The 19,017-nt window shown below is 56.7% G+C and carries 20 protein-coding genes; 6 read left to right on the top strand and 14 right to left on the bottom strand.

From position 1 onward, the window contains the following. Nucleotides 1-7: 7 nt before the first annotated feature. Nucleotides 8-1,015: an adenosine kinase gene (locus AC0V6N_RS13505; RefSeq protein ID WP_486172063.1), complete on the bottom strand. Its 1,008-nt coding sequence runs from the start codon at nucleotides 1,013-1,015 to the stop codon at nucleotides 8-10. Nucleotides 1,016-1,179: 164 nt separating this feature from the next. Here AC0V6N_RS13505 and AC0V6N_RS13510 point away from each other — a divergent pair, with 164 nt between their 5' ends. The 3 genes from AC0V6N_RS13510 to AC0V6N_RS13520 all read left to right on the top strand — a co-directional run bounded on the left by AC0V6N_RS13510 (nucleotide 1,180) and on the right by AC0V6N_RS13520 (nucleotide 3,291). Continuing rightward, nucleotides 1,180-1,887 carry an EI24 domain-containing protein gene (locus AC0V6N_RS13510; protein WP_486172064.1) on the top strand — a complete coding sequence of 236 codons (708 nt, stop codon included), beginning with the start codon at nucleotides 1,180-1,182 and terminating at the stop codon, nucleotides 1,885-1,887. Nucleotides 1,888-2,029: 142 nt separating this feature from the next. Next, nucleotides 2,030-2,269: a hypothetical protein gene (locus AC0V6N_RS13515; protein WP_486172065.1), complete on the top strand. Its 240-nt coding sequence runs from the start codon at nucleotides 2,030-2,032 to the stop codon at nucleotides 2,267-2,269. Nucleotides 2,270-2,340: 71 nt separating this feature from the next. Beyond that, nucleotides 2,341-3,291 carry a hypothetical protein gene (locus AC0V6N_RS13520; RefSeq protein WP_486172066.1) on the top strand — a complete coding sequence of 317 codons (951 nt, stop codon included), beginning with the start codon at nucleotides 2,341-2,343 and terminating at the stop codon, nucleotides 3,289-3,291. An 18-nt stretch (nucleotides 3,292-3,309) separates the two neighbouring features. Here AC0V6N_RS13520 and AC0V6N_RS13525 read toward each other — a convergent pair whose 3' ends face one another. From AC0V6N_RS13525 to AC0V6N_RS13575, 11 genes are all read right to left on the bottom strand, one after another. Then, nucleotides 3,310-3,666 carry a HesB/IscA family protein gene (locus AC0V6N_RS13525; protein WP_486172067.1) on the bottom strand — a complete coding sequence of 119 codons (357 nt, stop codon included), beginning with the start codon at nucleotides 3,664-3,666 and terminating at the stop codon, nucleotides 3,310-3,312. Then, nucleotides 3,666-4,124 (bottom strand): SUF system Fe-S cluster assembly protein, encoded by a 459-nt coding sequence (locus tag AC0V6N_RS13530; RefSeq protein ID WP_486172068.1) that lies wholly within the window; start codon nucleotides 4,122-4,124, stop codon nucleotides 3,666-3,668. Before AC0V6N_RS13530 ends, AC0V6N_RS13525 begins: the two co-directional genes overlap by 1 nt. A gap of 5 nt (nucleotides 4,125-4,129) precedes the next feature. Continuing rightward, a complete protein-coding gene (locus AC0V6N_RS13535; protein WP_486172069.1) occupies nucleotides 4,130-5,356 on the bottom strand; it encodes an aminotransferase class V-fold PLP-dependent enzyme in 1,227 nt (408 codons plus the stop codon). Further along, the gene (locus tag AC0V6N_RS13540) at nucleotides 5,353-6,123 is read right to left on the bottom strand and encodes a SufD family Fe-S cluster assembly protein (RefSeq protein WP_486172070.1); all 771 of its coding nucleotides are present in this window, start codon (nucleotides 6,121-6,123) and stop codon (nucleotides 5,353-5,355) included. The genes AC0V6N_RS13535 and AC0V6N_RS13540 overlap by 4 nt, the downstream gene beginning before the upstream one ends. After that, nucleotides 6,120-6,887, bottom strand: coding sequence for a Fe-S cluster assembly ATPase SufC (gene sufC, locus AC0V6N_RS13545; protein WP_486172071.1), 768 nt, complete (start codon nucleotides 6,885-6,887; stop codon nucleotides 6,120-6,122). The genes AC0V6N_RS13540 and sufC overlap by 4 nt, the downstream gene beginning before the upstream one ends. Continuing rightward, a complete protein-coding gene (locus AC0V6N_RS13550; RefSeq protein ID WP_486172072.1) occupies nucleotides 6,874-7,437 on the bottom strand; it encodes a hypothetical protein in 564 nt (187 codons plus the stop codon). Before AC0V6N_RS13550 ends, sufC begins: the two co-directional genes overlap by 14 nt. After that, the gene (locus tag AC0V6N_RS13555; RefSeq protein WP_486172073.1) at nucleotides 7,434-7,967 is read right to left on the bottom strand and encodes an endonuclease domain-containing protein; all 534 of its coding nucleotides are present in this window, start codon (nucleotides 7,965-7,967) and stop codon (nucleotides 7,434-7,436) included. The genes AC0V6N_RS13550 and AC0V6N_RS13555 overlap by 4 nt, the downstream gene beginning before the upstream one ends. Beyond that, the gene (gene sufB / locus AC0V6N_RS13560) at nucleotides 7,964-9,454 is read right to left on the bottom strand and encodes a Fe-S cluster assembly protein SufB (RefSeq protein ID WP_486172074.1); all 1,491 of its coding nucleotides are present in this window, start codon (nucleotides 9,452-9,454) and stop codon (nucleotides 7,964-7,966) included. The genes AC0V6N_RS13555 and sufB overlap by 4 nt, the downstream gene beginning before the upstream one ends. Then, nucleotides 9,451-9,885: an SUF system Fe-S cluster assembly regulator gene (locus tag AC0V6N_RS13565; protein ID WP_486172496.1), complete on the bottom strand. Its 435-nt coding sequence runs from the start codon at nucleotides 9,883-9,885 to the stop codon at nucleotides 9,451-9,453. The genes sufB and AC0V6N_RS13565 overlap by 4 nt, the downstream gene beginning before the upstream one ends. A 139-nt stretch (nucleotides 9,886-10,024) precedes the next feature. Further along, a complete protein-coding gene (locus tag AC0V6N_RS13570) occupies nucleotides 10,025-11,026 on the bottom strand; it encodes an AraC family transcriptional regulator (protein WP_486172075.1) in 1,002 nt (333 codons plus the stop codon). Nucleotides 11,027-11,328: 302 nt separating this feature from the next. Continuing rightward, nucleotides 11,329-12,255 (bottom strand): helix-turn-helix domain-containing protein, encoded by a 927-nt coding sequence (locus AC0V6N_RS13575; protein ID WP_486172076.1) that lies wholly within the window; start codon nucleotides 12,253-12,255, stop codon nucleotides 11,329-11,331. A gap of 298 nt (nucleotides 12,256-12,553) precedes the next feature. On the opposite strand from AC0V6N_RS13575, the gene AC0V6N_RS13580 reads away from it, so the two are divergent. The 3 genes from AC0V6N_RS13580 (at nucleotide 12,554) to AC0V6N_RS13590 (ending at nucleotide 17,352) form a co-directional block, all read left to right on the top strand. Then, on the top strand, nucleotides 12,554-13,621 hold the full coding sequence (locus AC0V6N_RS13580; RefSeq protein ID WP_486172077.1) for a quinone-dependent dihydroorotate dehydrogenase: 1,068 nt from the start codon (nucleotides 12,554-12,556) through the stop codon (nucleotides 13,619-13,621). An 11-nt stretch (nucleotides 13,622-13,632) separates the two neighbouring features. After that, a complete protein-coding gene (ggt, locus tag AC0V6N_RS13585; RefSeq protein ID WP_486172497.1) occupies nucleotides 13,633-15,360 on the top strand; it encodes a gamma-glutamyltransferase in 1,728 nt (575 codons plus the stop codon). A gap of 144 nt (nucleotides 15,361-15,504) precedes the next feature. Continuing rightward, nucleotides 15,505-17,352, top strand: a complete 1,848-nt coding sequence (locus AC0V6N_RS13590) for an AMP-dependent synthetase/ligase (RefSeq protein WP_486172498.1) — start codon at nucleotides 15,505-15,507, stop codon at nucleotides 17,350-17,352. A gap of 31 nt (nucleotides 17,353-17,383) precedes the next feature. Here the strand turns inward: AC0V6N_RS13590 and AC0V6N_RS13595 are convergent, their stop codons facing one another. Further along, entirely contained in the window at nucleotides 17,384-17,875 is a 492-nt protein-coding gene (locus AC0V6N_RS13595) for a hypothetical protein (RefSeq protein WP_486172499.1), read from the bottom strand. Between the two features lie 125 nt (nucleotides 17,876-18,000). After that, nucleotides 18,001-18,990 carry a sulfur carrier protein ThiS gene (gene thiS / locus AC0V6N_RS13600; protein ID WP_486172078.1) on the bottom strand — a complete coding sequence of 330 codons (990 nt, stop codon included), beginning with the start codon at nucleotides 18,988-18,990 and terminating at the stop codon, nucleotides 18,001-18,003. Nucleotides 18,991-19,017 lie beyond the last annotated feature (27 nt).

Raw genomic sequence — 19,017 nt, forward strand, 5'->3', positions numbered from 1 at the left:
AACCCTACTAACCCAGCTTCTCAGCCATCAGAGCCTTCATATCGGCCTCTGGACGCGGGCCGTAATGCGCAATCACCTCGGCGGCGGCAATGGCGCCGCGCTTGAGGCAGGTCTCCAGCGAAGCGCCGCGCGCATAGCCTGAGAGGAAGCCCGCTGCGAACTGGTCGCCTGCGCCGGTCGTATCGATCACCTTGGCAACTGCCTCTGCGGCAACCTCAGCGCGCTCGCCATGGGCAACCGCGACTGCGCCCTTCTCGCTCCTGGTGGCAACAAGAACCGGGACCTTGCCAGCCACCTTGGCGATACCCGCGTCAAAGTCATCCTCGCCTGTGAGTGTCGCAAGCTCGCTCTCATTGACGAACAGGATGTCGATCAAGCCGCTCTCGATCATAGCACGGAAGTCGTCGCCATGACGGTCAATCACGAAGCTCTCACTCGCGGTGAAGGCCACTTTGCGGCCCGCAGCGCGGGCAACCTCGATAGCGCGGCGCATGGCGCGGCGGGGCTCTTCGGGGTCCCACAAATAGCCTTCGAGATAGAGTATGGAGGCGCTGGCGATCAGCTCTTCGTCCAAGGCAGCAGCAGGCAGGAACTGGCCTGCACCAAGGAAGGTGTTCATGGTGCGCTCGCCATCAGGCGTTACGAAGATGAGGCAGCGCCCGGTTGGCGGCTCGCCCTCTCTCATCGGCGTCTCAAAGTCGATGCCGGTCGCGCGGATGTCATGCGCGAAGACCTCACCGAACTGGTCGTCAGCCACTTGCCCGATAAAGGCGCAATTGATGCCAAGCTCAGCAAGACCAGCCAGTGTGTTGGCCGCAGAGCCGCCTGACGTCTCCTTCGCAGGGCCCATGGCGGCATAGAGGGCGTCAGCTCCCGCAGCATCGACTAGCGTCATCCCGCCGCGATTGAGGCCAAGCTTGGCGATGTCGTCATCAGAGCATGATGCGATGATGTCGACGATGGCGTTGCCGATGGCGATAACGTCAAAACGAGGCGCGGTTGCGGTGTCGGTCAAGGTGAATGTGTCCTGTGGTGGGTGGATTGCCAGCGCGCCTAGCCGCGATAGCGCAGAGAGCCAAGGGGAAAGAGCCAATGGGGAGGACGCACAACAAAGCCGTGCAGTGTCGTGGTAACGCGCGTTGACTTGGCTGGGCAGCCACAGCATTCGGGATTACACCTATGGAACCCGTCCTAGCAGCCCTGACCAAAGCCATCGCCCAGCTTGGCGATGCAAAGGTGGTACGGGTGCTTGTGAAATCGGTGCTTGTCACACTAGTGATTCTGATCGCCTTTGGCACAGTGCTCTATGCTGGCCTCACATGGCTGTTTGCTTGGTTGGGCTTTGCAGATGGCGGCTATATGAGCGCTGCGGCGGCGGTGCTGCTCTCGGCGCTTGCCGCGTGGTTCCTGTTCCGCGTGATTGCAGTGGCCGTACTGCAGTTCTTCGCAGATGAAATCGTCGCAGCGGTTGAACTGATGCACTATCCCGAGGCCGCGGATTGCGCTGTTCCGCTGCCATTTGCCAAGGACCTGGCGAACTCGCTGCGCGGCATCGGAAGAGCCTTGGCTATAAACCTGCTCGCACTGCCCTTTGCGCTCATTTTGCTGGTTACGGGCATTGGAGCAGCAGCTGTCTTCATCGCCGCAAACGCTTGGCTCTTGGGCCGCGAACTGACGGATATGACCTGGCTGCGGCATTGCGAAGGCGACACAAAAGGCAATCCGGTGTCTCAGAAGGACCGCTTCATGCTGGGCGGAGCGGTCGCTCTGATCATGATCGTGCCGATCGCTGGCTTTATCGCCCCAATCATCGGAGCGGCAGCAGGAGCGCATCTCACCCACCGCGCCATAGGCCAGAGCAAGCAGCCGGAGGCGACGGGTGCTTAGGTCGTTGGTGAGCATCGCCGCGTTGATGGCAGTTTCGGCTTGCTCAGCAGGAACCGCAAACATCCCCGCGGCTCGAACCGCGTCCCCACTGACGCCAAATATCGCACTACCTCAGGCGCGGGGAAGCGGGATCGGGGGCATCATGGGTCACAATGCATCCACACTCATGGCGCGGTTTGGCACTGCACGAATTGACCTTGCCGAAGGCGATGCGCGCAAATTGCAATTCGTCAGTTCGACCTGCGTCCTGGATATCTACCTCTATCCACCGGCAGCTAGTTCAGTGCCAGTGGCCACCCATGTGGAAGCGCGGCGGCGACCCAGTGGTGGCGAGATTGACCGGGAAAATTGCATTGCTGAGGTCGAACAAGCCGCAGACTAAAGCCCAAAAGTAACCGGGTCTTAAGCACATTGTGTCATGCCCTTCCCTGAGAAAAAGGGGTTTTTGACACCATGACTACGCATTTTACCGAGCTTGCCCAGCGCGCCGCTGCTGACGGGCAAGTCACTTCGCAAGAAATCCTCGCGCTGCGCCGTCAGGGCTGGGGTGATGGCATAATCACTCGCGAAGAGGCCGAAGCTCTGTTCGCCGTCAACAATTCGCTTGATGAGCGTAGCGATGAATGGTGCGACTTCTTCGTAGAGGCTGTCGGTGAATTCGTATTAAACGGCACGAAACCTCGCCTCCAATGCGACGATGAAGAAGCCAATTGGTTGATCGCACAGGTCGACCATGATGGCGTGGTAGAGAGCTTTGCTGAATTGGAATGCATTGTCCGTATCCTTGAGCGAGCCGAGAATGTCCCGACTATCCTCAAAGACTATGTACTGGCTCAGATTGAGCGCGAAGTGATGACCGGCGTTGGCCCTACACGCTGCGGCGGTGATCTGTCCGCAACGCATATCAGCACCGCTGAATGCCGGATGTTGCGCCGCGTGATCTTCTCTAGTGGTGGCTATGGCCCGGCGGCTGTTTCCCGGTTCGATGCTGAGCTATTGTTCCGGCTGAAAGACGCGACACTGCAGGATGAAAATGCCCCTGAATGGGATGACCTGTTTGTTGATGGCGTGGCCAACTTCTTGCGCGGCTTTGCGCTCGACAACGCGCAACTTAGCCATTCGCGCAAACTGGAATTGGTGAAGTTCATCGAAAGTAAGAATAGCGGTTCGACAGCGTTTGGACGGGCGATGGCGGGGAATGCCAAGCATTTTGGTCGCAATGTACGCTGGGCGCGTGAGCACCTGGCTGGCACAGACGGCCCACAAAATGACTATTTCGGCGATGCGGCCGCAGGCGACGCCGTGACAGACACCGAACAATCATGGGTCGATGCACAGATCGGTAAAGACAGTCAGGTTGATGAACTTGAGCGTCGTTTGCTTGAGCGGCTCGAGGAAGAGTAAGTTCGATCCTGAGCCGGCTCAGACCATAAAGCTCTCACCGCAACCGCAAGCACCCTTCGCATTAGGGTTTTCAAAGACAAAACCTGCTGTGAAATCGTCTTCAACCCAATCCATGGTTGAACCGACGAGGTAGAGAACGCTTGCGCCGTCGATGTAGAATGTTCCGCCGGGAGTTTCGATTTTCTCGTCAAATTTCGCCTCTTCAGTGACGTAATCGACGGAATAGGCGAGACCCGAGCAGCCTCTGCGCGGGGTTGAGAGCTTTACGCCAATTGCGTCTTCAGGAGCTTGGCACATTAGGTCAGCGACGCGTGCCTCCGCACCTTTGGTCAGAATAACAGCGGCGGGCCGTTCGCGAGTCGTGGTGGTCGTCATCACAGCATCCCCAGTTCAAGGCGCGCTTCATCACTCATCTTCTCAGGCGACCAAGGCGGATCCCACACAAGATCAACTTCTGCATCACGAATGCCGGGCACGGAAGCCGCGCGAAGCTCCACCTCGCCAGGCATAGTCTCGGCTACAGGACAATGAGGCGTGGTCAGCGTCATAGTGATCGTGGCATCGGCTTCGTCGTCGACTTCGACACCATAGATCAGGCCAAGATCATAGATGTTGACCGGAATCTCCGGATCGTAAATCTCTTTCAGCGCATCGATCACTGCCTGCTGCAGTTCGCCACCAGCACCGCCAACGGCGCCTTCCGCAGGCTTTGCCGCAAGGAAGCCCTCTAGATAATCGCGCTCGCGCTTAACCGGCGCGGCCTCGGCTTCAACCGCATCAGTTACGCGGGCGCGCGGTGGTTTGTCCGCGGTGTTGGTTTCGTTTGCATCCATGCTCATCATGCTTTTCCAAAAATCCGGCGCGTCCTCGAAATCCCCTCGAGCAGCGCATCGACATCATCTTCGGTGGAATAAAGACCAAAGCTCGCACGCGCTGTCGCCGGCACATTGAGATAATCCATCAAAGGCTGCGCGCAATGGTGCCCGGCACGGATCGCGACGTTGGCTTCGTCGAGGATTGTGCCCAGATCGTGCGGGTGAATATCGTCAATTGCAAAGCTGACGATCCCAGCGCTGTCCTCGCGGCCGAATACAGTCACATCATTCATCGCAACCAGCTCGCGGCGCAGTTTCGCGACCAATTTCGCCTCTGCCGCCTGCATTTTGGCAAGGTCGATTTCTGCGACATATTCCGCAGCAGCAGCAAAGGCGACAGCCTCCGTTATGGCAGGGGTACCCGCCTCAAAACGCTGAGGAGCAGGCGCGTAAGTGGTCTTTTCAAAGGTCACGCGGTCAATCATTGACCCGCCGCCTTCCCACGGTGGCATCGCTTCAAGCAAATCGCTGCGTGCCCAGAGAGCTCCGATACCGGTCGGCCCATAGAGCTTATGAGCGGAGAAGACGTAAAAGTCACAATCAAGCTCAGCGACATTCACCGGCATATGCGGGACCGCCTGACAGCCATCCAGCAGCAATTTTGCCCCAACCGAATGCGCCATCCTTGCGGCGCGCTTTGCATCCAGCACACTGCCCAAGACGTTTGAGACATGGCCGAAAGCCACAAGCTTGTGCCGTTCCGTGATTATCGTCTCGGCAGAATCAAGGTCGATTTGATGGTCCGCCGTAAGAGGCACTACGTCAATATGCGCGCCAATTTCTTCGGCCAACATCTGCCAGGGGACGATATTGGAATGATGCTCTAGCTGCGAAAGCAAAATGCGGTCGCCAGGCTTGAGGTTTGCCCGCCCCCAGCTTTTCGCAACCAGATTGATCGCTTCGGTCGCGCCGCGGGTGAAGACAATCTCGTCTTCCTGACCACCCACAAACGCCGCGATGCGCCGTCGTGCCGCCTCATAGGCAAGCGTCATGTCAGCCGAGCGCGAGTAAACCCCCCGATGGACCGTCGCATAATCCTCGCCCATTGCCTGGGCCATCGCCTCAATCACATGGCGCGGCTTCTGCGCGGTCGCAGCGGTATCAAGATAATACCAAGGCTTGCCTTCGGCGGTCAAAAGGCCGGGAAAGTCAGCACGCAGGTCACGGGTCAAAGCGGTAGGAGCATTCAAAGCGAGGCTCCCTCCAGCGCATTAAGAGCCGCCTGTAGCAACTCGTCGCGCTCTATTTCATCGTCCAGTTCGACAAAAGCATCGCCGATAAAGGCTTGAACTAAAAGGCGCTGAGCTTGAGAGGGTGAAAGTCCGCGCGCAGCCATGTAAAACCTAGCGTTCTCATCAAGCTGTCCAACGGTCGCCCCGTGCGCGCATTTCACGTCATCAGCAAAGATTTCGAGTTGTGGAACGGCGTTTGCGCTCGCGCCTGCTTCGAGCAACAGGCCCTTAAAGTCCTGCGCGGCATCGGTTTTTTGCGCATTACGAGCGACCTTGATCTCGCCCAAGAAATTACCCGTCGCCGTGTCCCAATGAACCGCTCGCACCGTTTGGTTGCTGGTTGCATCGGGCTCAGCGTGGATGGTTTGAGTCACAAATTCGCGTACTGCTTCGCCGCCGCCAATGGTCACGCCGCCAAACTCAAAATGCGCACCCCGACCAAGAGTTACCTCAATCTCAAGGCGGGTATAATCGGAGCCAGCACTTGTTGCAAAAACCTCTGCGCGTGCGCCATCACCGACAGTGAGACGCAGGCGGGTAACTTCCGGTGCATCGCTTCCAACGACCGTGCAAATGCGCTTGGTCTCGCCATTAGCAACAACGATGTCTTGCCAATTAGCAATGCCCGACGCGCCCAGCTTCTGGACGGCGTCTATATCGGCATAGCGCCAAGCCTCATCGCGTCGCGTTGGAAGGGGCGTGGGAAGGGTGGCGACTTCGCTCATGCGAGCGCCTCAGCCATCACTGCATCATAGCCCTCATCTTCAAGGCGCAGTGCAAGGTCTGGCCCACCGGTTTGAACAATGCGGCCATCAGCTAGAATGCTCACCCGGTCAGGCTTCACAACGTCGAGCAGGCGTTGATAGTGGGTGATGAGGAGCACGCCTTTGTCACCAGAGCGCATGATTGCATTAATGCCCTCACCAACAATCCGCAGCGCGTCGATATCAAGGCCTGAATCGGTCTCATCCAACACGGCAAACTTGGGGTCGAGAATGCCCATCTGAACCATCTCAGCGCGTTTCTTCTCACCGCCAGAAAAGCCGACATTCACCTGCCGTTTGAGCATTTCCATATCCATGCCAAGCAACGCCGCTTTTTCCTTAGCAAGCTTCAAGAACTCGCCGCCCGACAGCGCTTCTTCATCGCGATACTTACGCTGTGCGTTCAATGCCTCGCGCAGGAATTGCACGTTAGAAACGCCAGGAATCTCAACCGGATATTGAAACCCTAGAAACAGGCCGCTGGCAGCGCGCTCATGAGGTTCAAGATCAAACAGATCCTGCCCACGGAAATTCACCGATCCTGCCGTCACTTCATAGCCGGGCTTCCCCCCCAGCACATTTGCTAAGGTCGACTTGCCTGCTCCATTGGGCCCCATGATGGCGTGAATCTCGCCAGCATTCACTTCAAGCGAAAGGCCTTTGAGAATGGGCTTAGCATTGCCGCCATTTTCGACTTCGGCGTGTAGATTTTCAATCTGAAGCACCGCGTGCCTCCAATTCTTCTTCACGCTCACGATAGGCAGCCTCAGCGGCCGCTGCTGTGGCGTCAGTGCGTGCCTTTACAACCGATGCATCACGCAATTCGAGCACAAGCCCTGCAGGCTTATCTGCTTCATATTGCGTTCGGCTAGCCTCCATTGAGCGGAGCGCGAAAGTGAATTGGTTGTCCAAATCAGCACCGCGCGCAATGTGAATACGGCCAATATGCTCGAAGATTTCGCCCACATCTTTCGCGGTATATTCTGCGAACTCGCCTCGCCTCGACAGCGCCGCATTTGATGCTTCCTGCGCTTCAGCGGAGACATCTGCGCAGCCTGGAATGTCGCTTCGATGCTGCTCCTCAAAATCGGCCTGGCCTCGAACAGTGCGCAGGCGGCCGCTCAAGCACCGGCGGTAATCCTCAACGAATGGCTGAATGATGCGTGGATATTCGAGCGTCCAAGTTTCCGGGGCATCATTCTCAATCGCAATCGGCGTCTCGCCGGCGCTCTGAAGCGCCATCAATGGGGCAATAATCAGTGATAGGCTGGTCATTGGGTGTCTTCCCGTTCGGTTGTGCCTGGTTGATAGGTCGAACCCGCTTGTTCGCGAGCTTCTTGTTGTCTGGCTTCGTAGCGCGCATTGCGCTTGTCTTCGATCCGCATACGCATGCCGAGCGTGATGCGTTCCAGCACGGCGTCCATATTTTCGAGGATGTGCTCAGCTTTGATCCGCATGACACGGATGCCTACTGTCTCAAGGCTTTTGTCGCGGCGCTTGGAGAGAGTTTCATCGTCGCCATCTTCTTCGATCATGATCGCCATGCCGAGATTGTGGCAGTTAAAATCAACGATGGCAGAGCCGACGACCGCAAAGCGCTTGAATGTATAGCGGCCCAGATTGGCGCTCGCGAACTTCGCCGCCAACGCTTTGTGCGCAGGCGACGCAAATCGCTTCATCTCCCGCGCACGGTCGTGAAGCTCGTCCAAGCGCTTGTCCGAGATCTTCCAACCGCGGCCCTTTTTGTTGAGGGCTGACGCGTCGTCGGATGTGTCTTTGAGACCAAGGGTCTTGCGGTCGGTCATCCCACGCTCCCCTCAAGCGAGATCGCCAGAAGTTTCTGCGCTTCGACTGCGAACTCCATCGGAAGTTCCTTAAGTACATCCTTAGCGAAGCCATTCACAATTAAGGCAACGGCCTCTTCCTCATCCAAGCCGCGCTGTTGAGCGTAGAACATTTGTTCGTCAGAGATTTTGGAAGTTGTTGCTTCGTGTTCGATCTGTGCGCCCGGATTCTTTGCTTCGATGTAGGGCACGGTGTGCGCGCCGCATTCATCGCCGAGCAGAAGGCTGTCGCACTGGGTGAAGTTGCGCACGCCTTCCGCAGTCGGGCCAACGCGAACAAGCCCGCGATAGGTGTTGTTCGATTTGCCTGCTGAAATACCCTTGGAGATGATGGTTGAGCGCGAGCCCTTGCCATTGTGGATCATCTTCGTGCCGGTATCGGCCTGTTGGAAATTGTTGGTGACGGCGACTGAGTAGAACTCGCCCACGCTGTCTTCGCCGTTCAAGACACATGATGGATACTTCCACGTAACGGCAGAGCCAGTTTCCACCTGCGTCCAGCTGATCTTGGAGCGATCACCTTGGCACAGGCCCCTTTTGGTCACGAAATTGTAGATCCCGCCCACGCCTTCGGAATTGCCCGGATACCAGTTCTGCACGGTCGAATATTTAATCTCCGCATCTTCCATTGCGACCAATTCGACCACGGCAGCATGCAGCTGGTTTTCGTCGCGCATCGGCGCGGTACAACCTTCGAGATAGGACACGTATGATCCCTTCTCAGCGACGATCAGCGTTCGCTCAAACTGGCCGGTGTTCTCGGCATTGATGCGGAAGTAGGTCGAAAGCTCCATCGGACAGCGCACGCCTTCGGGCACATACACGAATGTTCCATCCGAAAAGACCGCGCAATTGAGCGCTGCAAAGTAATTGTCGCGCACGGGCACAACGCGGCCCAGCCACTTTTTGACAAGCTCTGGATATTCCTTGATCGCTTCGGAAATGGACAGAAAGATCACGCCTGCCTTCTTCAATTCCTCGCGGAAAGTCGTCGCAACGCTTACGCTGTCGAAGACCGCATCTACGGCGACTTTCTTAGCGCCTTTGACCCCGGCCAACACTTCCTGCTCGCCCAAAGGAATGCCGAGCTTGTCGTAGACCGCCTTGATCTCTGGATCGAGGTCATCGAGCGAATCCAGCTCTACCTTCTTGGTTGGGGCGGCGTAGTAATAGGCGTCTTGATAGTCGATCTTCGGGTAGCCGACCTTGGCCCAGTCCGGCTCTTCCATCTGCTCCCACAGGCGGAAAGCTTTCAGCCGCCAATCGAGCATCCATTCAGGTTCACCCTTCTTACCAGAAATGAAGCGAACGGTATCTTCATTGAGGCCTTTTTCCGCAAACTCGGTATCGATATCCGCTGACCAGCCATGCTCGTATTCAGCCGCCGCAGCCGCTGCATCTTTTGCGTCCTGATCCATTTCAGGTTGCAGGTCGAGATTGTCAGTCATGCCAATTCTTCTTCATGTGTAGGGGGGCTTGCGGGTGAGCGACGCAATTGTTCCAGGGTTATCTCAGCGAGAGCGCCGCGCATTTTGGCGTTAATGATGGGCCAGTGAGGCTTCATCGTACAGCCCGCTTCGTGGTCGCACGCACCGTCTTCAATGCATGCCGTCAGTGCGATTGGTCCTTCCACGGCCTCGATTATGTCAGCAACGGTGATCGCCGCCGCTGGGCGACCGAGCTGCAGACCGCCACCAACGCCGCGCATTGATCGCAAAAGGCCCGCTGCTGTGAGTTTTGATACCAAACGCTGAACCGTCGGGACCGGAAGGCCAGTTTCGCTCGCCAACTCAGCTGCACTCACGCGCCCATCACCGCAATGCGTTGCGGCCTGAGACATTGTGATAACGGCATAGTCGGCAAGGTTGGAGAGGCGCATAAATACCATCTATTCACCCGCTATTGCGAGCGATTCTTAAATCGGACTAAATGAGTCGGATTTCAAATACGCACAGAACGCTCCGATTTCAAGGGCCGAGCGATAGGTGCTTGCACTCAATGTAACGCGGGCAGATCAATCAAAGCGGCGGTCCATCCGTTTTTCCATCCGTCCCTATCGCTTTGTATGGTCGAAAACGATCGAGGTTCTGCATATTTGTCAATTGCATAAACAGGGGGTCGGCCGGTCCACCCAAGCGTGAAGGAGTATAGCCGCAAAAGCGGCGAATTTCCCGGATCATATGCGGTTGATCGACAAACGCCGCTGCAATCTCAGCCTCACCCTCATCAGTCAGATCGGGCTGCGCCAACAGATTGGCTGCTCGAATGGCCCGGAACTTTCGCGCAAGGCCTCTTGGTGCAAAACCAAAATACCTTTGCACCAATCGCTCCATTTGCCGCCGCGAATAAGCAGCATCCTCGAATAGCTGCTCAACCGGCGGGCAAAGCGATGAGCCAAGCCAGGCCAGCGTTCTTTCGATCACATCTTCATGCGCTGGCGGGATGGGTGCCAATCTTGGCCGGATCCAGTTCGCGACCTCCAAACAGGCCTGCTCACTCGAAATCTCACCCGATCTCCGCAGCGGGACGAGTCGTTTAGAAAGACGCTCGATATCCTCACCTAACAGGACGCTTGCTGGCAAAAACCGATTGCGAAAGTCTTTGACAGAGGCTTGCGTCAATGCGGCCCAGCCGAACGGTGATAGCGAAGCACCAAAGCACCACCATGGACCTTCTCCTCGGATAGGAGCAGCGACGTCAAAGGCGTTAAAAATGACAGGGCCGCCTTTTATGGTGTCGATGCGATCACCGAAGTCAGCCGTCAAATTGCCACGTACAGTCAAGAACAACTGCCCAAGCGCGCCAGCGTGACGATCTGTTGCGGGATCGTTGAAATACCTCAGCTCGAACAGCGCCAAGACATACCGCTCCAACCCTTCAGGCGGATCGAAATATGTCAGATGGAAGGTATCGGTGCTTTTGTCGATTGCACGCAGTTTGGGCGGCCCGGCCAGCCGAGCAGAACTCGGCGGCCGAGCCGCCTCCAAAGCCTCTGCGACCGGCTCTGAAGAACCGCTCACTTGCGGCCTATTGGACATCATACGGACCTTTGATCACGGCACATTGTATCTGAGCGCCATCGCTGTGCCATTGTATTTGCGCGACATCGGAAGCTCACCAACGATTCTCGAATAGAGACGGACATTTCGGAACGAAAAAGGGATGGCGCACGACGAAATGTTGGGGAGCATTCCGGGCGCGCCATCCCTAAAGCCCTGGAGTGAGGCTGCGAAAGCCGCAAAGATACAGCTGTCATGCAAAGCGATAGTCCGCCTTCGTCTTAGCACCTTGTATTTGAGCGACTTCCGAACAAAAAGCGTCGCTAAGACCCAAGCTCTCGCAAATTCTTGGGCGCGATCATTTCTGACAGATACGGGCTGTCAGGATCTTTCAATCGCGCAGGCGTTCGCCCGACGAAGCGATTGATCTCGCGAATCATATGGGACTGATCGAAGAAAGCATCGCCTAACTCAGCTTCAAACTCAGGCGTGAGCTGCGGGAAAGAAAGATAGGCGGCTGCCCTTAGGGCGCGATACTTTCTTGCAAGCGCTTGAGGTGAAAGGCCAAAATAACGCTCCGTCAGACGCTGCACTTGCCGCTCGGAATAGGCGGCCATCTCCAGAAGGTCGCCCAAGTCCGGGTTCATCGACGAACCCAGCCATGTGTTGACGACCTTGATGAGGTCAGCGTGGCGAGAATTGATCGGTTTAACCTTGCGACCGATATACTCGCCAATGAGAAGCGCACATTCTTTGCCCGACTTGCTGCCGTTGCGGTAACACGCATTCAGATCATCGCCGAGCTCAGCGATGTCGTCGCCCAAAATTTCGCGCGCGTCACGCAAACGGTCACGATGCTCGCCCGCGTGCAATCGCGTCAACGAAGCCCAACCAAGCGGAGTGAGCGCCGCACCAACGACATGGAACGGACCGTCGACAACGATAGGCGTAGCATTTGACAGTGGCGTCATGATCGCGACCTCGTGATTGGGGTCTCGATGGCCAGCGCTGAAGTGCATTTCTCCGGTTCCGCGGGGGAATATTGCCAAATGCCCGACGGATGAAGGCTGGATGTCGCGAATCTTCTGCTCATCGCACCGAAAGTGGTAGAGGGTGGTCACGTAATCGCTAATCGCAGCAGGCGGCGCGATGTAATCGACATTGATGAGGGAGCTTGATGTAAGCTCGTACCCCATCTCATCGGTATCTACGCCTTGATCGGCGATAATCGGTTCTTGAAAGTTCACCATTGATACGCCCCGTAAACAGGCGCGTAGCGAATTTGATCCTGAAAAGACACAAAAAAAGGGCGGCCCGCGAAGGACCGCCCATTTAAGTTGAGGAACTCTTCGCAATACTGCTCCGAGCCCTTCGGGTCGCAGGAGATGATGTAACTCAGGTGTACCAGAATGAATTGTATGCAAACGACAAGGTGAAAATACCCATGTCCGTTGCAAGGATATTGCCGCTCAACGCCTCGATTGATGCATTCAGTCGGCACAAGAATGCTCGACAGCGCACAAATTTGCTGGCTTAGGCTTCGCGCCCATGACCTTTTCCTTGCGCCTGTTCGATCTTTTCAAGCCCGCAATCTTCGCGCTCGATTCGGAAACGGCGCATCGCATGGCCATCGCCGGGTTGAAGGCATTGCCGACCAGAGGCCACCGAAGCTCTAACGCCGGTTCGGACAAGCTGAGCGTCGAGGTCGCAGGCTTACGCTTTCCCAATCCAGTCGGTGTCGCGGCGGGCTTCGACAAAGACGCTGAAGTGCCAGACGCACTTTTGCGCCTTGGTTTCGGATTTTCCGAGGTTGGTTCGATCACACCGCGCCCTCAAGCCGGGAACCCCAAGCCGCGGCTCTTCCGTCTTGTCGAGGATGAAGCGGTTATCAATCGCATGGGATTCAACAATAGCGGAGCCGAAGCTGCTCGCACTCGTTTGCAAACGCGGCTGGGTAGGCCGGGCATTGTTGGCGTGAATATCGGCGCCAACAAAGATTCAGACGACCGAATTGCCGATTATGCGAAAATGACGCGTATTATGACGCCCCTTGCCAGCTATTTGGCGGTCAATGTGTCCAGTCCAAACACGCCGGGTCTGCGCACGCTTCAGGATGAGGGGGCGCTCACAGCCCTGATCGACGCGGTCATCGAAGCACGAGATGAAACGGACACCGACAAGCTGCCGCCGATCTTTCTGAAAGTAGCGCCAGACCTTGAACCAACAGACATCGATGCGATTGCCCGCATCGCGCTCGCCAAGAAACTAGGCGCATTGATCGTTTCGAACACAACAATATCGCGGCCCGAACTTCGTTCTCACCACAAGGGTGAAACAGGCGGATTGTCCGGTGCGCCGCTCAGAACCCTCGCGCTTGAAAGAGTGCGCGATTTTCGCAAGGCCACAGGCGGCGCCATTCCCTTGATCGGGGTCGGCGGAATTGCGAGTGCAGAAGATGCCTGGGAACGCATTCGCGCAGGTGCATCGCTTGTGCAGCTGTATTCAGCGATGGTGTTTCACGGGCCGTCTTTGGGCGCTCAGATCGCCAAAGGACTACCGAAGCTGATGGCTCGGGATGGCTTTTCCGGCATTGCAGAGGCCGTGGGAAGCGAATAGCTGTGACACCTATGATCAAACCCATTGCATTGCTCACATCGCTTGTTCTGACCCTTTCGGCCTGTTCGGGATATTCGACCTCGACGTTGTCGGCGAGTGATTCAGCGCAGACACCACAAGTGCAATTGATCGGTGCCGTCAGCGCCGCAGATCCTCGGGCGCAGGCCGCAGGTGAAGCCATTCTGGCGAAAGGCGGCTCTGCAACCGATGCTTCGATCGCGGTCATGTTGGCGCTTACAGTGGTCGAGCCGCAAAGCTCCGGGATCGGGGGTGGTGGCTTCATGGTGCACGCCAACTCCGACGGCATCACCACTTTTGATGGCCGCGAGATCGCTCCTGCAAGCGCCACTGGCAACCGATTCTTAGACAGCGAAGGCAAGCGGCTTCCCGCAGAAACTCGTGTGACATCCGGCCTCAGCGTCGGCGTGCCCGGAAACATCGCGCTCGCGGCCAAAGCGCATCAGCAACACGGCAGGCTGCCTTGGGCAGACCTGTTTGCGCCCGCTATTGAGTTGGCCCGCGATGGATTTGTGATGAATCGCCGCCTCAACCAGTCGATAGAAAGCCGAAAAGATAGAGCGGGCAAGACTGAAGCGGCACGCGCGATCTTTTTTGGCGAGGACGGCGAGCCCTTGCCTGTTGGCTCCCGCATCACAGTACCCGATCTTGCGGACACATTTGAGAGGATCGCAAGCGAAGGTCCAAGCGCCTTCTATGATGCCGGTGCTGACCAGCTAAGCGCCTATGTCGCTGCTGAAACCCCTCAAGATGGCGTGATGACAGCCCAAGACATCCGCTCATATCAGGCCAAAGAGCGCGAAGCGGTTTGCAGTGATTATCGCAGCTACAAAATTTGCGGCATGGGCCCGCCAAGTTCCGGTGGCGTCGCCGTTTCGCAGATGCTGGGTCAGCTTGAACGCTTTGACTTGGCCGAGATGGGCCCTCACAGCCCTGTTTTCTGGCACCTATTCGTTGAATCGCAGCGCATCGCCTATGCTGACCGCGAGCTCTATATCGGTGATGCCGATTTCGTCGCCGTGCCTGTCGATGGGCTGGTTGACCGCAACTACATCGCTTCTCGTAGCGCGTTGATTGATCCAACGCGCGCCAACGAGGCTGTCGAAGCTGGTACGCCCCCCGGCGCTCCACTTGCGCGCGCTGACGGGAATGAACCCCCTGAAAATGGCACCACCCATTTCTCCGTTGTCGATGGAGAAGGCAATGCGGTGAGCTACACATCCACCGTAGAAGGCGCGTTTGGTTCGGGCCTGCATTGGGGCGGGTTTTACCTCAACAATGAACTGACCGATTTCAGCTCACGCCCTGATGTCGACGGTGTACCGGTTGCAAACCGCGTCGAAGGCGGAAAACGCCCCCGCTCATCAATGGCGCCGACCATTGTGCTCGATGAAGATGGCGAAGTGGTGCTGGTAATCGGTGCGGCGGGTGGCCCCACCATTCCAGTACAGGTGGCACGATCAATCATCGGGGTGCTTGATTTCGGGATGAGCGCGGAAGAATCGCTCAGCCTGCCGCTGATCATGGCGTTCGGCTCCGTCGTCATCACCGAAGAAGGCAGCATTGTTGCGGGTATGACTGATGAGCTGAATGCGCTTGGCCACACCAATATTCGGCTGCTTTCTCCACGTGGCAAAGCCAATGCTCTGCTGAGAGCCAGCGAAGGTTGGGAAGCGGCCGGCGATCCGCGTGTGGCCCCCTTGCTGACATACGAAGAGTAAGGCGAAGAGTAAGGCGCTCAATACTGCAAAACTTGCTGCTACGGCTGAGAGCGCTTACTTTCCCTATTGGATGAATGATTAAACGCCTTGCGAGGGATGCATCACGCGCACCCACAGCAATGCGGAAAAGAGGAGCCATTGTCCGTGCACGCCCCCACTTTGCCCCCAGTGGCGAATCCAGCTGATGACCAACTCCTTCAGGATGTGGACACCGCCAAAAACCTTGTCGAGCTGTTTCTAGAACGCGCCGATGAAAAAGGTGAGGCTGCATTCCTTGGCCGCAAAATCGACGGGGAATGGCGCACTCAAAGCTGGCGCGAAGTGGCGGAACATGTGTGCCTATTGGCAGAGGGTTTGCGGCGCATTGGGCTTAATCCCGGTGATCGCGTGGCGCTTGTTTCAGAAAACCGCCCGGAATGGTGCATCGCGGACTTGGCTATCATGGCCGCAGGCTGCGTTTCTGTGCCAACCTACACCACCAACACAGAACGCGACCATGCGCATATTCTCGACAATTCCGGTGCGCGCGCCGTCTTTGTCTCCTCTGAAAAACTCCTCGTCCCTCTGGTCGGAGCGATAGGTCGCACCGGCAATGTCGACTTTGTGATCGGCATTGACGATTTGAAACGCAAGCAATCGGGAAGCTTCGAATACCACAGCTGGGAATCCATGCTTGATGGAGATGCCGCTGCAGCGCGATTGGCAGTCGAAGCGCGATGCGCTGAGATTGGACGCGATGACACAGCCTGCCTCATCTACACCAGCGGCACAGGCGGCGCTCCGCGCGGTGTAAAGCAGCATCATGGATCGATCCTTTGCAATGCCGCTGGCGCGGCTGAAATTCTGATCAATGATTTCGGGATTCAGGATGAACGTTTCCTGTCCTTCCTACCTCTAAGCCACGCCTATGAGCATACTGGCGGGCAGTATCTGCCAATCGCAGTCGGCGCTGAAATCTACTATTCTGAAGGTCTCGAAAAATTGGCCTCCAACATCGAAGAGACGCAGCCGACCATTATGGTGGTAGTGCCGCGTCTGTTCGAAGTTTTGCGCACGCGCATCATGAAGCAGGTCGAAAAGCAGGGCCGTGTGGCCAATTTCATGATGGATACCGCGCTCAAGATCAGTGACAAGGCAACAGACGGCAAGAAGCGCAAACGCGACAAGCCGCTTGATTTCCTGGTCGAAAAAACACTGCGCCCTAAAATCCGGCAACGCTTCGGCGGTCGGATCAAAGCAATGGTTTCTGGCGGTGCGCCCCTAAACCCCGAAGTTGGCAATTTCTTCGAAGCCATGGGTCTCACCATGCTGCAAGGCTATGGCCAAACGGAAGCTGGCCCAGTGATGAGCTGCAATCGGCCGGCGGTCGGCTTGAAAATGGATACGGTCGGCCCGCCCATGCGCGGGGTGGAAATCAAGATCGCCGATGATGGAGAAATCCTATGCCGCGGCGAACTGGTAATGCACGGATATTGGCAAAATGATGCCGAAACCGCACGCACCATTGTCGATGGCTGGCTACACACCGGCGATATCGGCCATCTGGACGATAAAGGCCGCATCGTCATAACCGACCGCAAGAAAGACATGATCGTCAACGACAAAGGCGACAATGTTGCCCCGCAAAAGATCGAAGGCATGCTGACGCTACAGCCCGAAATTGCGCAGGCGATGGTGAGCGGTGATCAACGGCCTTATGTGGTTGGCTTGATCGTGCCGGATGCGGAATGGGCGCTCGAATGGGCGCGGGCCAATGATGAGAAATTCGACCTGAAACGCCTGCAAGACCTACCTGCATTTAAGAATGCTGTGCGCGCTGCAGTGGACCGCACGAATAAGGACCTTTCCGTGATCGAGAAAGTGCGCCAGTTCGCCTTTGCGGATGAAGCGTTCTCGATTGAGAATGAAGAAATGACGCCGAGCATGAAAATCCGTCGCCACAAGATCAGAGATCGGTACGCGGATTACATCAATGGGCTTTATCGCAGCTGATTAAAACAGCTTCGGTTCCAAACGCCAATCTTCAGGCGACCTCAACATCCTCGACGAATTCGGGGTAGAAGTTCGGCGCTTTTTTGGACCAACCCGGGGCAGTGGCTGCTGCTTCGCTAAGGCTTTGTAGCAAGGTTTTTCGTTGTAGGGGCCGAATGTTTGGCAGAGCTGCGGCCCCACAGAATGCGGCCGGCAAATAGGGGCGTACATCAGCACCGAGCAAACGCTCATAAAGGAAGCGAAATGCGGAGAAGCTGGCAATTGCCTCTTGCTCCAGATCGAAAGCCGCAACACGCACCAGCTTACCAATAAAGCGCTCCACTTCGTTCATGGTGCCTTCTTGCGGAATGCGTTCGCGCAGCACTTTTAGATCTTGATACGCCACATATTGACGCCGAATGGCCGCGTTCTCGCTTTCGCTCGCGCCCCAAAGCTTGAACGCATCGCAGCGCGAAAGACCCACGTCTAAGCTGCGCTTGATATAACGCTGCTCAATTGGGCTGAAGCCCGCAAATTCGCGCATTTCACCAATCGAAAGGGTGGCAGTGCTCGCAAGTGTCACTTTTGATCTCCTGTTTCAGGAGACGGTGTGCGCCAACATGGTTAACACTACGTAAGTGAGGTCAAATCAATTTGATCCGTATCTGCTCAAATAAGGCCCGCAAGCGGGCTCGAAGGGTCGGCATATTTGCGGCGGCCCATCCGGCCAGCAAGATAGGCCTCACGCCCTGCCTCAACCGCATATTTCATTGCGCGAGCCATGCGAATGGGGTCTTTCGCCTCAGCAATAGCGGTGTTCATCAAGATGCCATCACAGCCAAGCTCCATGCCAACGGCCGCGTCAGACGCGGTGCCTACGCCAGCATCAACCAGAACAGGGACGCTCGCCCCTTCGACGATAAGTCGAATTGTCACTTGGTTTTGAATGCCAAGACCCGAGCCGATGGGAGCGCCAAGCGGCATAATCGCGACCGCGCCTGCGTCTTCCAGTTGCTTGGCCGCAATCGGATCATCGACGCAATAGACCATCGGGTGGAAACCTTCTTTGGCGAGTGTTTCGCACGCACTCAGGGTTTCTCTCATGTCAGGATACAGCGTCCGAGCCTCTCCCAAGACTTCGAGCTTCACCAAATCCCATCCGCCCGCTTCACGCGCCAATCGAAGGGTGCGCACAGCCTCTTCGCCCGTAAAGCACCCGGCAGTATTGGGCAGGTAGGTGATCTTTTTGGGGTCGATATAGTCAGTCAGCATTGGAGATTTTGGGTCAGAGACATTTACCCGGCGCACCGCGACCGTGACGATCTCCGCCCCGCTCGCTTCCAACGCGGCGGCGTTTTGTTCGAAGTCTTTGTATTTGCCAGTACCCACGATCAGCCGCGAATTGAATGTCCGGCCAGCAACCGTCCAAGTGTCATCAGAGCTTGCATGGTCCCCGCCTCCGACAAAATGAACGATTTCCAGCGTGTCGCCTGAGTTGAGCGCAGCTTCTTCAAGGGTTGAGCGCGGCACTATCACTGCATTGCGCTCAACTGCGACCTTTTGCGGCTCAAGCTCAAGTTCGCGGACGAGTTGCGCAATTGTCGACGCGGTGGTCTGACGTGTGTCGCCATTCAGGGTAATGGTTTTGATTTCGGTCATGCGGGTCTGAATAGGCAGAATACGCGC

Source organism: Erythrobacter sp. S57(2025) (genome assembly GCF_057365055.1).